The organism is Marinobacter sp. OP 3.4 (assembly GCF_036224885.1).
GTDB lineage: Bacteria > Pseudomonadota > Gammaproteobacteria > Pseudomonadales > Oleiphilaceae > Marinobacter.
The window spans coordinates 140,769-155,599 of sequence record NZ_JAVVLT010000054.1 but is presented as its reverse complement, the minus strand read 5'-3'; the positions used below and the strand labels follow the sequence as shown (position 1 = coordinate 155,599).

Annotated in this window: 12 protein-coding genes; 5 read left to right on the top strand and 7 right to left on the bottom strand. The window is 59.8% G+C overall.

The genetic code is table 11. From position 1 onward, the window contains the following. Positions 1 to 189: 189 nt before the first annotated feature. Positions 190 to 1,329 (bottom strand): C4-dicarboxylate TRAP transporter substrate-binding protein, encoded by a 1,140-nt coding sequence (locus RO069_RS10460; protein ID WP_328187335.1) that lies wholly within the window; start codon positions 1,327 to 1,329, stop codon positions 190 to 192. A gap of 22 nt (positions 1,330 to 1,351) precedes the next feature. After that, entirely contained in the window at positions 1,352 to 3,049 is a 1,698-nt protein-coding gene (locus tag RO069_RS10455; protein ID WP_328187334.1) for a long-chain-fatty-acid--CoA ligase, read from the bottom strand. A 124-nt stretch (positions 3,050 to 3,173) separates the two neighbouring features. On the opposite strand from RO069_RS10455, the gene RO069_RS10450 reads away from it, so the two are divergent. From RO069_RS10450 to RO069_RS10430, 5 genes are all read left to right on the top strand, one after another. Continuing rightward, positions 3,174 to 3,785 (top strand): QsdR family transcriptional regulator, encoded by a 612-nt coding sequence (locus RO069_RS10450; protein ID WP_328187333.1) that lies wholly within the window; start codon positions 3,174 to 3,176, stop codon positions 3,783 to 3,785. Positions 3,786 to 3,845: 60 nt separating this feature from the next. Then, positions 3,846 to 5,000, top strand: a complete 1,155-nt coding sequence (locus RO069_RS10445; protein WP_328187331.1) for a C4-dicarboxylate TRAP transporter substrate-binding protein — start codon at positions 3,846 to 3,848, stop codon at positions 4,998 to 5,000. Between the two features lie 274 nt (positions 5,001 to 5,274). Beyond that, positions 5,275 to 6,096: a substrate-binding periplasmic protein gene (locus RO069_RS10440; protein WP_328187330.1), complete on the top strand. Its 822-nt coding sequence runs from the start codon at positions 5,275 to 5,277 to the stop codon at positions 6,094 to 6,096. Between the two features lie 15 nt (positions 6,097 to 6,111). Next, positions 6,112 to 8,520: a sensor domain-containing protein gene (locus RO069_RS10435; RefSeq protein WP_328187328.1), complete on the top strand. Its 2,409-nt coding sequence runs from the start codon at positions 6,112 to 6,114 to the stop codon at positions 8,518 to 8,520. Positions 8,521 to 8,704: 184 nt separating this feature from the next. Then, complete coding sequence (locus tag RO069_RS10430) at positions 8,705 to 9,079, top strand: helix-turn-helix domain-containing protein (RefSeq protein ID WP_328187326.1); 375 nt, start codon at positions 8,705 to 8,707, stop codon at positions 9,077 to 9,079. An 11-nt stretch (positions 9,080 to 9,090) separates the two neighbouring features. Here RO069_RS10430 and RO069_RS10425 read toward each other — a convergent pair whose 3' ends face one another. The 5 genes from RO069_RS10425 to ltrA form a co-directional block, all read right to left on the bottom strand. Then, positions 9,091 to 10,038 carry a DMT family transporter gene (locus RO069_RS10425; protein WP_328187325.1) on the bottom strand — a complete coding sequence of 316 codons (948 nt, stop codon included), beginning with the start codon at positions 10,036 to 10,038 and terminating at the stop codon, positions 9,091 to 9,093. 2 nt (positions 10,039 to 10,040) lie between these two features. Then, positions 10,041 to 10,844, bottom strand: coding sequence for an ABC transporter permease (locus RO069_RS10420; RefSeq protein ID WP_328187323.1), 804 nt, complete (start codon positions 10,842 to 10,844; stop codon positions 10,041 to 10,043). After that, on the bottom strand, positions 10,841 to 11,719 hold the full coding sequence (locus tag RO069_RS10415; RefSeq protein WP_328187321.1) for an ABC transporter ATP-binding protein: 879 nt from the start codon (positions 11,717 to 11,719) through the stop codon (positions 10,841 to 10,843). Before RO069_RS10415 ends, RO069_RS10420 begins: the two co-directional genes overlap by 4 nt. A 67-nt stretch (positions 11,720 to 11,786) precedes the next feature. Next, positions 11,787 to 12,782, bottom strand: coding sequence for an ABC transporter substrate-binding protein (locus tag RO069_RS10410; RefSeq protein WP_328187320.1), 996 nt, complete (start codon positions 12,780 to 12,782; stop codon positions 11,787 to 11,789). Positions 12,783 to 13,082: 300 nt separating this feature from the next. Next, the gene (ltrA, locus tag RO069_RS10405; protein WP_442915360.1) at positions 13,083 to 14,450 is read right to left on the bottom strand and encodes a group II intron reverse transcriptase/maturase; all 1,368 of its coding nucleotides are present in this window, start codon (positions 14,448 to 14,450) and stop codon (positions 13,083 to 13,085) included. Between the last annotated feature and the right edge of the window lie 381 nt (positions 14,451 to 14,831).

Below are 14,831 nucleotides of genomic sequence, written 5' to 3'. Positions count from 1 at the left end.
GCCCGACCACGTCGAAGGTGATGTGGAACATCATCAGGGCAATGGCCAGGCCACCGACGATGGAGACGGTATTGGTAATACGGGACAACAGTCGACCAATGTGAAGCATGGATTGATCTCCACGATCAGATTCTGTAACCAGAAAAAGAGCGGCCCGTCGGGATATCTCCACAACGGACCCGCGCCACCTCATAGACCGTAGCTGGACACATCCACCTGCGAATAGACTTCACGCCAGAGAATGTCCCTCAGGGCTTCTTCGCTATCCATCTCCGCCCCCAGGCGGATCCAGCGGTCGAGGATCTTACGGAACTGCCTGATGCTCTCTTCCGTGTTCTCCAGGCCATAGCGTTCGGCGTATGTGGCGGCAATGGTATTCACATCATCCGCGACGAACTGCTCGGTAAAGTCCGCCAGGCCCGGGTCTGCCTCATGGACACTGATTCCCTGTTCCCGCGCATCCTTCAGGTTCTGGTCATTGCTCAGGTGGTAAGCCCAGATAATATGAGCGGCCATCGCGGCACTGGCCCTGAGGACATCGGTACGCCCCGCTTCACTCAGGGATGCCCAGGTATCCTGGTTAATGTTGGCCAGTGCGGTACCACCGTAACCACCCCCGGGGGCCCCGACGGTGATGTCGGTAACCACCTCATTCAACCGGAACACCGTCAGTTCCGTCGCTGTCTGAATGGTGCAGTCCACAACGCCCTGATCGAGTGCGTCGTAGACTTCATTGACAGACATCTGGACCGAGTTGGCCCCGATTGCCTGGGCCCAGCGGGAATGTTGCGGACCGCCACCGCGCAGTCGCATGCCCCGCGCGTCCTCCAGTGAGGTGACCGGCTGGTTGCAGAGCAGGGGCAACGGAGAGGTTGTGCCGGTCGCGGTGAACACCTGATTCTGTTGACGAAACTCCTCGACACACTCCTCACAGTGCGCCATGACATACTCGGCAACCGCGCCGCCGAATATGGCTCCGTGAGGTCCACTGAACTCCTGCTGGTCCAGGAGCATGGTCAACTCCGTGACCATGTGGGTGGAGGGGAACTCGTTCATGAAGTAGGTGGTCAGCACAACGCCCGCATCGGCCATGCCATCGCGCAGACCGGGCGAGGTTTCCATCAGGTTCAGGAGTGACAATGGATAAACCTTGGCCGACATCTCACCGTCACTTGCTTCCTCAAGGGCATCCGCCCATACCTGGGCGGATTCCGCAGGGATGGAACCCTGGGGGTAACCCAGGGCAAAACGCAGGTCAGCCTGGGCAATAGAACCCAGGCAAAGGCAGGCAGAGGCTGACGCCAGGGTCAGCAGTTTCTTGATAGTCATCTTTTCCCTCTTGGACTTATTGTCAGGATTGGTTATTCACTTCTGCATACAGCTCTTTCTTGGACAGCTTGCCCACGGGGGTTTTGGGCAATTCATCCCGGATCTCCATGCCCTGGATCATTTCGTGTTTACCGAGGCGGGAGCGTAAAAAGGTCTGCATGTCTTGCAGGGTTGGGTGAGGCGTGCCGTCCATGATCGTGACATAGGCCCGGGGGCTTTGACCCCGGTAACTGTCAGGCACGCCGATAACGGACACTTCCGACACGGCGGGATGCTCGTATATGGCTTCCTCGATGTTGCGCGGATACACGTTATAGCCGCTGCAGATAATCATGTCCTTGGTTCTGTCGACAATGTAGATGAACCCGTCTTCGTCCATGAAAGCCACGTCACCCGTGCGGAAATAGCCCTGCGAGGTCATTGATTCAGCGGTGGCGTCGTCACGCTTCCAATAGCCTTGCATCATGTTGGGGCCCTTGATGCACAGCTCACCGCGCTCGCCCGGGGGCTGCACCGTTTCCTCACCGTCCATCGACAGGATCTGCAGGTCCACGCCGGGCACGGCAACACCACAGGAACCCGCTGGCGCTGTCATTCCCTGGGGAGTAAAGGTGCCGACGGTTGACGTTTCCGTCATGCCCCAGCCTTCCTTGACGGTACACCCGGCCCGTTCCCTGAACCGCTGCTGTAACTCCACGGGCAGTGGTGCACCGCCAGAGTTGCAGAGTTTCAGGGAGTCCAGCCGGTAGTTCTCCAGTTCCGGGTAGGACAACAGCGCCGAGAGCATGGTTGGCACCGCCGGGAAAACGGTAATCCGTTCCTGCTGTATGGTCTCGAGGGCCTGCTTTGGATCAAACCGGAGCTGCTGATAAAGCGTGGCGCCGTCCCGCAGGCCAAAGAGCATGTTGACCATGATGGCGTATATATGAAATGGCGGAAGTACCGCCAGTATCCGCTCCTCTCCCGGAGAAACCGTCGTCACAAGGGCGGCCCCCAACTGGTCGGCCGCACTGGATATGGAGCGGTGAGTCAGCATGGCGCCCTTCGGGGCACCGGTGGTACCCCCGGTATACTGGAGCACCGCCAGGCTATCGGGTGCCCGCGCTTCCGGATAGGGCTGGAAGTCGCCGGCATTGTCCAGCAGAGCGGCGAAGGGGGTGACTCCGTCGGAAGGGACCTCGCTCAGCTCTCCCGCGGAGGCCATCTGGCCCCGGAGCTGATCCGGCGCACCGGCGAATTCCGCCACCGAACCGACTACCAGTCCTTTCAGACGCGAATCGCCCATAAACTGGGCTATCCGGGGCAGCAGCGCCTGGAGATCCACCGTAATGATCAGGTCTGTCTCGCTGTCGGCGATCTTGTGCTCAAGAATACGCTCGGCATCCAGTGGCGAGTAATTCACCACCACACCACCGGCCCTCAGCACCCCCATGAAACCGATGATGCAATGAGGACTGTTGGGCAGGTACAGACCGACATGAACCCCGGGCTTTACGCCCAGCGTCTGCAATCCTTTTGCTGCCCGGGATACCAGATCGTCCAGTTCCCGGTAGCTGATCTCGCGCCCCATGAAATGGATAGCCGACCGCTCCGGCCAACGACGAGCCGCATCGGTCAACATATCGTGAACCGCACGGCCAGACAGATCCGGCCGATGGGGGATGCCCGAAGGGTAACTGCTGAACCAGCGAGCATCCGGTGGAACCTGCTGATGACTCATCTTGGCAACCTCTCCACTTGATTGTTTTTATCATTCGGTTGCACCCGGAGCCCTGCGACACTATTCTTGGATTCCAGGCTGCAACATTTTTATATTTCGACACATGATGCAACAAAATAAAATAATGACGCAAGCACAGATGACACCACTGGCCAAAGCACTGGCCGGCGAAGCCAGCACAGGCGCAGCCTCTCCCCTTACGGCGCTGGAGGTCGGCCGGCAACGCTGGCTCGATTGTGAACGGATCAACATGGGGTCCATAGCGGATGAAGTGGGCGTCAACAGGGCCACACTGTTTCGCTGGGTAGGTAGTCGTGAACTGTTTGTGGGTGAAATTATCTGGTCGTTCTACCAGGACCTGATCGACAAGACCCTCGAAGCAACCTCCGGGGAAGGCCCCGACTACGTGGTAGCCGTTCTGGAGCAATTGCTCAGGAAGGTAGTGAACACGAAGCAGCTTCACCACTTCATCCGTCAGGACCCGGAGTACGCCATCCGCATCCTCACGTCCAGGTCCAGCCTCTTCCAGGCACGGTCCGTCAATATGGTTCGGGGGCTTATCGCCGAGCAGACCGGGAAAACCGACTGGACGCCCCCCATTCATCAGGACGATCTGGCCTTCCTGATTATCCGGGTAGGAGAGTCCTTTCTGTACGGTGATGTCATCAGCGGCCAGAAGACGGACATTGCTCAGACAACCACGGCATTCAGGCTCCTTTTGTCCGGGCAGGCCTGACCCTGAAAACCTGCCCAGGCATGCATCACCCTCCCCCAACAGAGCACTCAGGAGATAACTATGACAATAAACCGAAACCTCAATGGGCTTGTCGCAGGCCTCACTCTCGCCTGCCTGGCCGGCACCGGTGCTGCAACCGCCGAGCAACTGCGGTTTGCCACCGGCTCCCCTCAGAACACACTCGGTTCAAAGGGCATGGATGCCTTTATTGACGCCGTGGAAACCCGTTCCGGGGGAGATCTTACGGTCAAGGGGTATGCCCAGTCGCTGCTCAGCTTTATGGAAACGCCGTCCGGTTTGAGGGACAGCATGGCTGATCTTGGCCATGTACTGACGCCCTACTTTCCAGCGGATTTCCCCAACACCATCATGCTCACCGAAATGACCATGGCCCCCGAACTCTCAAGTGTTGAGGCAAAGACGGCCATGTTCGCCTATACCGGCGCGGTGACGGAGTACATCGTCAACGAATGCCCGGATTGCATCCAGGAGCATCTGGACCGGAACCAGGTCTATCTCAACCTGGTGAGCACCTCGCCCTATGGCCTGTTCTGCAACGACGCCGTTACCTCCTCGGAAGATATTGAAGGTCAGCGGATCCGGGTTGGTGGGCCGGTATGGTCCCGTTGGGTTGAAACCATGGAGGGCTCTCCGGTGTCCATACCGGTCAATGAAACCTACGAAGGGCTCAGCCAGGGTGTTGTGGACTGTACCGCCCACAACCTGTCGGACCTGCTCAACTTCAAGTTCATCGAAGTGGTCACCGATGTCACCATGGGCGTTCCGGGAGGCACCTTCGGCGGCGTAGGTACCAACATCAATGCAGACACCTGGCGCTCCCTGTCCACGGACGATCGCACGACCATTCTCTATGGTGCTGCACGGGCTTCCGCGGAAGTCGTCATGCTCTACTACGAAGATCACATGGAAGCGCTCCGTCAGATTGAGGAAAGCTCCGACATCACTCTGCACGAACCGGATCCGGAACTGGTCGAAGCCACTCGTGGCTTTATCGAAGAGGATCTCGAGACCGTCGCAGCCCACTACCAGGAACAGTACGGTATTGAGGATGCGGAAGAACGCATGGCGGCATTCCGCGAGACCCTGGCGGAATGGGTAAAAAAGGTCGAAGGCGTCAACACCCGGGAGGAACTGACCGACCTTTACTGGACGGAAGTCTTCTCCAAAATCGACGTAAGCACCTACAGCCTGTAAACATCCACTCCTCCATGGTCAGGTTGCAACCGGCCTGACCATGGCCTCCCCTCCCACGCCAGTAAAGATGCGGAAAAGGCACTAAAATTTTCCCTGATCGCACATATTGAACCATACTGACAGTAGCAACGGACCCTTGAGCAAACACCAACGTCAGGGACTACAGGCAGTGTGCAGCGGACGGTTCTCAAACTCGATCAGGGGCTCGGCTCATCAGTCGCCCAGTCGGCGGCTACCAGGCCCCATCCAGGTTATTGTCATTCTGATTGCGCTTTTGTTCGCAATACCGGCCACCCATGCCCGGACCATCACGCTTTCCACCGGAGAATGGCCCCCCTATTTCGACAGCAGCCTCGACAACCATGGCCTGCTGGCACAGATCATCACTGAAGCCTATGACAATGTCGGGATATCCGTTGATTACAGCTTCCTGCCCTGGTCCCGGGCCCTGGCCATGGCGCATCACGGCACCTATGACGGCTCGGCGGCCTGGAGCTGTACCGCCGCCCGCTCCGAAAACTTTCATTTCAGCCAGCCGATACTGCCCCTTTACTACGTCTTCTTTGTCCGCAAGGACAGTCAGTTCGATTGGCGGCAAATCGACGATCTCAAGGGGCTGACCATTGGCCTGACCCAGGACTATGCCTATGGCGACCAACTGACCTCGGCGGTGGACCGGGGGCTTGTAAACACGGACATGACGGCATCGGATGAATCCAACTTCCGGAAACTGCAAGCGGGACGGATAGACCTGTTCCCGATGGACCCGCTGACCGGACTGCAGATGATCGACCGGCTGTTCTCCGGGGCCGAAGCCCGGCAACTGACCTACCATCCACGCCCCATCCACCAGGCCAGCTATCACCTGATTTTCTCTAGGCAACAGGACAATGGGGGTGAACTGGCGCAACAGTTCAACCGGGGACTGGAAGCCCTTCGGTCCTCCGGTCGCTTTGCCGAAATACTCGACAGCCAGCTCGGGGACTCACAACGATGGCACGCACTGGACCCGTTACTGACGATCAAGCCTCCCCGGGGTCGTTGCAGGATCAATGACGCCAGAACCGTCGGGTTCCACAGCAAAAGCAGCCGTTGAACAGGGAGTAACCCCATGCAGGTCGGAGAAATCACCCAGAAACTGATCGACGCCGCCTCGGATGCGATCATCATCCTGGACGGGCACGGGCATATCCGCCACTTCTCCAGCTCGGCCGAAAACCTCTTCGGGCTGGAAGCACCCGCCTGCCTGGACCAGCACTTTTCCCTGCTGCTGGCGCCAAAACACCGCCAGGAAGTTGTGGACTGTTTTACCGAACTCCGCAACGGCGAGCACCCGCTGAACGGTGTGGGGTATCAGGTGACGGCCCAGGACCGGCAGGGGAATACCTTCCCCATGTCCCTGGAAATCGGGGAAGCCAAGCTGGAGGAGCACCGCCTGTTCATCAGTGTCTGCCGTGACCTGTCTGCAGAGCGTGATGCCACAGACCGACAACGTTCCGCGGAAAACCTGAACCGGGCGCTGTTCGAGGCGGCGGTGGATGCCATCATCACCATTGATGCCCGCGGGCACATACGCATGTTCAACCAGGCCGCGGAGTCACTGTTCGGCTATCAACGGTCGGAGGTACTGGACCGCAATGTCTCCCTGCTGATGCCCGATCACTACGCAAAACATCACGACGCCTATATCGACAACTATCTGCGCACCGGTGAGGCCAGGATCATCGGTATCGGTCGGGACGTGGTGGGCCAGCGCAAGGACGGCTCCCGCTTCCCCCTGCACCTGTCGGTTGGCGAGGCATGGCACCATAACGAAAAGCACTTTATCGGCATCTGCCATAATCTGTCCGACTACCATGATGCGTTGCGTAAACTGGCTGTGGCGGAAAAGCGCTACAAGGAGATCGTCCACAGCCAGACCCAGATGATCTGCCGGGTCGATACCGACCTGAAGATTACCTTTGCCAACCGGTCATTCATGAAATGTCTGGGCAAGTCCCACGGGGAACTGATCGGTACGCCCCTGTACCGTTTCGCCACCGAAAACGAGGCGGCCATCCGCGACCTGCTGGGTCAGCTGTTTGACGCCACCGACGTCCAGCAGCTAACCGTGAAAATGACCATGGCGGCACCATCACGGAAGCCACAGGTAGAATGGACCTTTACCCGGCCCGGGGGCAACGACGACGAAGCTGCGGAACTTCAGGGCTTCGGGGTGGACATCTCCGAAATGGAAGATGCCCGGCGCGAGGCGGACTACCTGAGAAACCATGACACGATCACCGGTCTCTATAACAAACAGGGGTTCATGAATGCACTTGCGTCCTGGACCTCGGGGGTACCGGCCTTCTCGGTCATCCATATCGACCTGGAAAACTTCGGACTGGTGAACCAGAGACATGGCTTCGACAGCGGTAACAGCGTCCTCAACGAGGTTGCCCGCCGGATCCAGTCCATCACCGGCAACACCAGCCTTGCCGCCAGGATCGGTGCCGACGATTTTCTCGTTGCCTCTCTGGTTTCCCGGTTACGGGAGGTCAGGGACGTCACGGGGCGGCTCGTATCCGGGATAGGGCGCAGTCTGCTGGTGGATGGCCAGGACCTCTCGATAGATGTCGCCATTGGTGTCGCCTTCTACCCGGAAGACAGCAAAGACCTCCATCGCCTGCCCGACCTGGCCGAATCCGCCATGAAGGACGCCCGCACCCGCAGGGAAACCATCGCCCTGTTCAACCGGGAATCCCACAGCCAACTTCACCGTCGCCTGGACATTGAGCAGGCCCTGAAGCGTGCCATTGAAGACCGGATACCCCATATCCTGCTGCAACCGAAGTACGACATTCCCTCCGGGCGGATATCCGGTTTCGAGGCCCTGGTCCGCTGGCAGGATCCGGAACTGGGCTTCATTTCACCCGCCGAGTTCATTCCCCTGGTGGAGCACTCCAGGCTCGGACAGCGTCTGGACCGGTATGTTATCCGACTGGCCTGTGCCGCCATTGGCAGGATTGCCAGCCTTAGCGACAGGCCACTCCCCGTTGCGGTCAATATCACCGCCCCCCACTTTTCCAACCCGGAACTGGCGGGGTTTATCCTGGGGCAGTTGGAAGCTGCCCGCCTCGACCCGAGGCTACTGGAGATTGAGCTCACCGAAGGGGTGTTCCTGGCCCCCAACGATACTGTCACCAATAACCTGTCTGCCCTCAGAAAAGCTGGTGTGAAAGTGGCCATCGATGACTTTGGCACCGGCTACTCGTCACTCAGTTACCTCAAGAACCTCCAGGTGGATGAGCTCAAGGTGGACAAGTCCTTCACCGATGAAGTCGCCACCAGTACCGGCAGGACGGTCCTGCAGGCCGTGGTGCTGATTGCAAAGGCATTCGGCCTGAAAGTCACCGCGGAAGGCGTGGAGACCCAGCAGCAGCTGGCCATACTGGAGGAACTGGGTTGCGACCTGGCCCAGGGATTCCTGCTGTCAAAACCCATCCCGGTCGAGGACGCCTGTCAGCTTTTGCAAAATTGACCCAGCGCAACTTCCCGCACGATTAGCCCCCGTTTTCGACAAAGTTGCTTGCCATGATTCTTCTGAAGCTGAGATGATTTAGTTAGAAAAGGCAGGTATTTTTCACTGGATGCATGAACCTGGCGGGTAAAATGCCCCAGTGACACTACCGGTCTTGCTGCCCCTGTAGTCAGGCAACGGCAACATGAGTCTAGGTCAGGCACTGCGCCAGTTCAGGAAACACAAAGGCCTCACCCTGGCCGAGCTGGCGGAAAAAACCGGGTCCCATGTGGGCAACCTGTCCCGCATTGAGCGGGACATGGCCAATCCAAGCCTGGACCTGCTCTACCGGATTACCCAGGCCCTGGAATGTTCCATGGCCGACATTTTCCTGGCATCCTGCCAAGGCACTGGCAAGGATCCGTCGCAAACCGCCCTGAACGCCGTGTTCGTCTCGCTGATGCAAAAGGACCGTGAACTGCTGCTGGACTTTGCCCGCCTGCTCCAGAAACGTACAAACCGGACCGCCACCACTCCCCGACCGAACGAGCCCTACCCTGAGGACGGTCCACCGCCCTAGGACCCTGCTTGTCAGGAAAGTGCGCTGATGCGTCGTGCCAGCCGCCGGTCCGCCAGCCCCACCAACAGGATACCCAGACCAATCAGGCAAAAGCCGACGATATCCATGCTACCCGGTCTTTCCCCCAGAATGACCGCCGATGAAATAAGCCCCACGGCGGGCACGGCTGCGGAACTGAGGGACATGGTCACCGCCGGCAGCGACCGGATGGCCCCCACCTGCGCGGCAACACAAACCCCGGAGGCCAGCGCGCCACTGAAGAAGATATTCACCAGGAAGGCCGGCTCCCAGCGGATGCTGGCCGCATCCTCCATTAACAGCGACAGGGGCACCAGCAGGAACACCGACGAGAGCAGTTGCCAGGGGATCAACGACAATACGTCACCGTGCCACCGGTGCTTGCGGACATGGACAAGCCCCGCCGTCCAGACCAGCGTCGCCAGCACAATCAGTCCGCCGCCAGTCAGCGTACCCGGTGCCTCCCAGTCGATGGTCAGGGGATTGAAAATAGCCATCAACCCCGCCAGCCCCAGGCCGGTACCCAGGGCCCGCGCCAGGGTAAACCGCTCCCCCAGGAACAGGGCCGCCGCCGGCACCACCCAAATCGGCGAGGTATAGGCCAGGATGGCTGCCCGACCGGCAGGCATGAACTGCATGCCCATGGTCACAAGGGTGATGAAGCCCATGTTCTGCAACAGCCCCACCGAGAATACCACCGGGATATCCGACCGATGGGGCACCCGCAGGATCCCCAGACAGCGGGCGATCACAAACATGGTGATGGTGCCCAGGATCATGCGCAGGGTGGTGTACAACAGCGGTGGGCTGTAACTCAGCCCCATCTTCAGGATCGGAAAGTTGATGCCCCAGGTCAGGGCGGTAAACGCCAGCAGCAGGTACCCGTTACGCCAGGCATAACCGGGTCCTGCCGCCGTCACGGCTTCGGCGGGTCGTGACATGGTCAGTGCTCAACCTTCAGCGCACTCTCATGCCAGTTGCGCAGGGCCCTGTCGGACATCCACACCATCAGGGCGAACAGCAGGATGCCGGTTACAGTGATCAGAATCAGGGCGGCGAACATCCTGGGAATCTGCAGGTTGTAGCCGGATTGCAGGATCATGTAGGCCAGCCCTGCCTTTGCCCCGCCGGTACCGGCCACAAACTCCGCCACCACGGCGCCAATCAGTGCCAGGCCGGAGCTGATCCGCAGACCGCCGAAGAAGTACGGCAGCGCGCCGGGAATCCGCAGCCGAACCAGTTCCTGCCAGCGACTGGCCCGGTACATGCGGAACATGCTCAGCAGGTTCGGGTCGACACTACGCAACCCCAGGGTGGTGTTGGAAATAATCGGGAAGATGGCCACGATCACCGCACAGATGGTCAGCGCCCAGGTGGTGTCATTGACCCAGATGATGATCAGCGGCGCAATGGCCACCACCGGTGTCACCTGCATCAGCACCGCGTAGGGGAACAGGCTGATCTCGATCCACTTGCTCTGCACAAACAGCAGCGATGCGGCGACACCGAGAATCACCGCGATAGCGAAGGCCAGGAAGGTCACCTTCAGGGTCATCAGCAAGGCATTAAACAACGACGGGAAGTCAGACACCAGCGACTGGCCGATGTCCACGGGGCTGGGCACCAGGTACTTGGGCACCTCAAACGCCATCACGGTGAACTGCCACATCAGCAGCACCAGTACGCCCACCAGCAGGGGGGCGGCAATCTGCACGAAGCGTTCATTACGGATCAGCGGGGTTTTCATGACTGGCTCTCCTCATCACGGTCCTCACCCATGGCGCTGGCCCGTTCCAGGGCCTGGGATACCTGTCGGCAGTATCCGGCGAATTCGGTGGATACCCGGAAATCCGGTGATCGCGGATAGGGTTCATCGATGGTGATATCGTCCACGATGCGACCAGGGCGGGCCGCCATCACCACCACGCGGTTGGACAGGTACACGGCTTCATAGACGCTGTGGGTGACGAACACGATGGTCCAGCCATTGTCCTTCCACAGTTTGAGCACATCGTCGTTGAGCTTGTTCCGGGTCATCTCGTCCAGCGCACCGAAGGGCTCGTCCATCAGTAGCAGATTGGGCTCGGTTACCATGGCCCGGGCGATAGAGGCACGCATCTGCATGCCGCCGGACAGTTCCCGGGGGAAGCTGTTATCGAAGCCCTGCAGGCCCACCATGCCCAGGGCGTCGTCGATCTTCCGCTCCGCCTCCGGCGACTTGCCCGCGTGCTCCAGGTCCAGGGGCAGGCGCACGTTCTTGCGCACCCGGGCCCAGGGCATCAGGGTGGCGTTCTGGAACACAAAGGCCAGCTTGCGTCCCTTGCTGCCGACCACACCGTAGTCCTGCTCCCACCACTTCACGGTACCGCTGGTCACCTCACCCAATCCCGCCATAATGCGCAGCAGGGTGCTCTTGCCGCAGCCGGATGGTCCCAGCAGGCTGACAAACTCACCCTCCTTGACGGTGAGATCGGCTCCTTTGAGGGCCACGGTGCCATTGCCATAGATCTTGTTGACGCCATCCACCTGCAGTACCGGGCGTGAGGCCGCAGCGCCGCTTTCAGGAGCGGTTGCCTCGGTCTCCGGCGCCGGGTTCAGGGGCATAACCTTGCTAGCTGTCATAGTGATGTCTCCAGGGCCGGCCGGACTCTCTGACCGCCCGGCATCAGGATGGGGTTAGCGTCGGCGCTTAGGGAAGCACCGGCTCTTCAGGCAGGAAGTCCAGGGTGTAGACCTTACTCAGGTCCAGGTCTTCCGACGCCAGGTCCGCTTCCACCATGAAGTCCCTGATCTTCTGCCAGCGCTCTTCGGTCATGACACCGATGCCCATGGTTTGGGCATCGCCACCGGTGACCAGCTCGTACTCCTTCATCTTTTCGATGCCGTAGGCGATCTGCTCCGGGGTCATTTCCGGGTTTTCCTGCATGATCAGCTCGTTGCCCGGGGCGGGATCTTCCAGGTAGCTCTTCCAGCCCTCCATGCTGGCCTGCACAAAGCGCTTCACCACATCGGGGCGTTCCTCGACCATATCGGTGGTCGTTTCGATGGTGGTGGCGTAGGGAGGGTAGCCGTAGTCGGACAACAGGAAGACGCTTGGCTCGATGCCGCCCTTGCGGATGGCGAAAGGCTCGGACGAGAGATAGCCCTGCTGGACAATACTCTCGTCGTTCAGAAAGGGCGCCACGCTGAAGGTATAGGCATGGACAACGTCATCCTCGAAACCATACTCCGCCTTCAGCCATGGCCAGAAGGTGGAATGGGCGAAGGTGGCGATATAGACCGGCAGTTCCTCTTCCTTGATCTGCTCGATGGATTCAATATGCGGGTGGGCTATCAGTGCCTGGGGATCCCCCTGCATGGAAGCGGCCACGGTCATTACCGGCAGCCCCTTCTCCACGGCGTTGATGTTGCCGATGGGGTAGCCCATCAACAGGTCATAGCGACCACTGACCAGTAACTGTGTGCCGTTGACCTGGGGGCCACCCATTTTGATTTCCACATCCAGGCCGTAATCCTCGTACAGGCCGGTGGCCAGGGCCTGGTAGAAGCCGCCGTGCTCGGCCTGGGCGTACCAGTTGGTGCCGAACACCAGTTTGTCCAGCTCCTCGGCGGATGCCGGTGACAGGGCCAGCATGCCTGCCATGGTGATGGCGCCGCCAAGCGTGGCGCGTGTTGATAGTGCCATGGAGTCTCTCCTGTGAATACGGCGACTGCGTCGCTCTTTAATTGACCATTTGTTCAGGTTTTTAAAAGCAACCGCCGTGCCACTCCCGGATAAACGGGAAACACCTTATATTTCATGACAATAAAACGATTACAGAGGATCCGGCAGCGCACTACGCTGACCCAGCTTCTGGCCAATTGCACCGGTTTTGATCATGAGCAGTGCTCTACAGCTAATCGGGATAGGGGGGAGCCATAAGGCACCGCCCCTCCCACACCACCCGGCAAGCGGGTCCGCACCGGGCGGTTCGAGAAGTTGAGGTCATGAGAGACGCGGCACTCCCAACCGATCGAAGTAGGCAACCGTCAGCACATTATGGATGGCAGACCGACTATTATGCCACCAGCGGCGGCTCAGGGCCGCCACCGATTCCGCAACCCAGGGGCTCGCGCCAAGGCGCAGCAGTTCCCGGTAAGTCGTCTTGCCCCGTCGCCATTGCTTAAGGTGAAGGGCTCTCAAGCGACGACGTATCCACTCATCCAGTGATCGCCGGATGCGTGGCGTTTGCGCCAGCCGGAAGTACCCTTTCCATCCCAGCAGGTAGCTGCGGAGTTTCTCTACCACCTGTTCAATACTGCGCCCGCCATTGCGGCGGGTCAGATGCCTGATCCTCCGCTTGAACAACTGCAACGCCTTGCTGGACAGTCCACGCCTTACCTCGCCGTCCCTCGTCTGCCATAAAGCATACCCAAGGAACTTACGACCGAACACGCTGGTAACCGCGCTCTTGGATTCGTTAACCCTCAGGCGCAGTTTGTTGTAGCAGCGGCGCAATAGCCGCATCACGCGTTCACCGGCTCGTTGACTGCGCACGTAGACATTGCAGTCATCGGCGTAACGGGCAAAGCAATGCCCCCGGCGCTCCAGTTCCTGATCCACCTCATCCAGCAGGACATTGGCCAGCAACGGCGAGAGCGGGCCGCCTTGCGGCGTCCCGTCTACGCGCCGGATGACCACGCCGTCATCCATGATGCCCGCATTCAGGTACGCACGAACCAGCCGGATGATCCCGGGGTCGTTCACGCGCCTCTTCAGACGGTCGATCAGGATGTCGTGGTTGACCCGGTCGAAGAACTTCGACAGATCAACATCCACCACGATGTGGCGGCCTTGCTGAGCGTAGCGTTGCGCAGCCAGCACCGCGTCGTGGGCCCGACGGCCCGGGCGGAAGCCGTAGCTGTGCTTGCTGAAGGTGGGATCAATCAGGGGTTGCAGCACTTGCAGCAGTGCCTGTTGAATCAGACGATCAGTGACGGTGGGTATGCCCAGTTCCCGCTCACTGCCGTCCGATTTCGGGATGCCTACCCGACGAACGGGCTGTGGCCGGTAAGAACCGTCCAGCAGCCGCTGGCGAAGCTCCGGCCACGTCCATCGCAGGTGTTCAGCGGTCTGGGCAACATCCAGCCCGTCCACACCTGCCGATCCCTTGTTGGCCTTCACGCGCTTCCATGCCCGTTGCATATTCTCTCGTGCGAACGCCTGCTCCAGCAGGCCTCGCCCTGCGCCCTCCGGTTCTCGTCGCGGGAGTCCTGTTTCATCGCTGGCCACTTCCGGCAAGGCTTCACCATCCCGTTCCGCGACCCGCCCCGCTGGCGCGGGCATCTGATGCGTTACAGTGCTCATCGACAAGGCGTTTGACGCTCCTTCTCGTTCGGCCCTTCGCCCTCAGTTAGCGGCTACTATGGCCTCTGCTGACTTCTCGCTCCGTGTTGCCACGTCGCCCTTTCAGGCATGAGGCGAGATCTCCCCGGGTAAGAACACACTCCTTCACCGCACAACCGCCGGATTTACACCACCTCGCCTTGACCACAAGAGCTTCGCGGCTTTTAGCCCGCTCGCCCTGCTTGGCGGTGCCTCGTACCCGATTCTTGTTCATCGGCTCGCGGTTTACGATCCACGCTTCCTCCCCACGGTCGGTCACCCTTCCGCAGTTGCGCTTCACTTCGTTCGCTGTGGCCAGCTCACGGGAGGACTTTCACCTCCAGGAGTGCGCCCGTGCCGGGCGCACTA

Bases quoted from the DNA above. Each gene is read 5' to 3' on its own strand.
- RO069_RS10460 (WP_328187335.1), bottom strand. From the start codon at position 1,329: ATGACTATCAAGAAACTGCTGACCCTGGCGTCAGCCTCTGCCTGCCTT.
- RO069_RS10455 (WP_328187334.1), bottom strand. From the start codon at position 3,049: ATGAGTCATCAGCAGGTTCCACCGGATGCTCGCTGGTTCAGCAGTTAC.
- RO069_RS10450 (WP_328187333.1), top strand. From the start codon at position 3,174: ATGACGCAAGCACAGATGACACCACTGGCCAAAGCACTGGCCGGCGAA.
- RO069_RS10445 (WP_328187331.1), top strand. From the start codon at position 3,846: ATGACAATAAACCGAAACCTCAATGGGCTTGTCGCAGGCCTCACTCTC.
- RO069_RS10435 (WP_328187328.1), top strand. From the start codon at position 6,112: ATGCAGGTCGGAGAAATCACCCAGAAACTGATCGACGCCGCCTCGGAT.
- RO069_RS10430 (WP_328187326.1), top strand. From the start codon at position 8,705: ATGAGTCTAGGTCAGGCACTGCGCCAGTTCAGGAAACACAAAGGCCTC.
- RO069_RS10425 (WP_328187325.1), bottom strand. From the start codon at position 10,038: ATGTCACGACCCGCCGAAGCCGTGACGGCGGCAGGACCCGGTTATGCC.
- RO069_RS10420 (WP_328187323.1), bottom strand. From the start codon at position 10,844: ATGAAAACCCCGCTGATCCGTAATGAACGCTTCGTGCAGATTGCCGCC.
- RO069_RS10415 (WP_328187321.1), bottom strand. From the start codon at position 11,719: ATGACAGCTAGCAAGGTTATGCCCCTGAACCCGGCGCCGGAGACCGAG.
- RO069_RS10410 (WP_328187320.1), bottom strand. From the start codon at position 12,782: ATGGCACTATCAACACGCGCCACGCTTGGCGGCGCCATCACCATGGCA.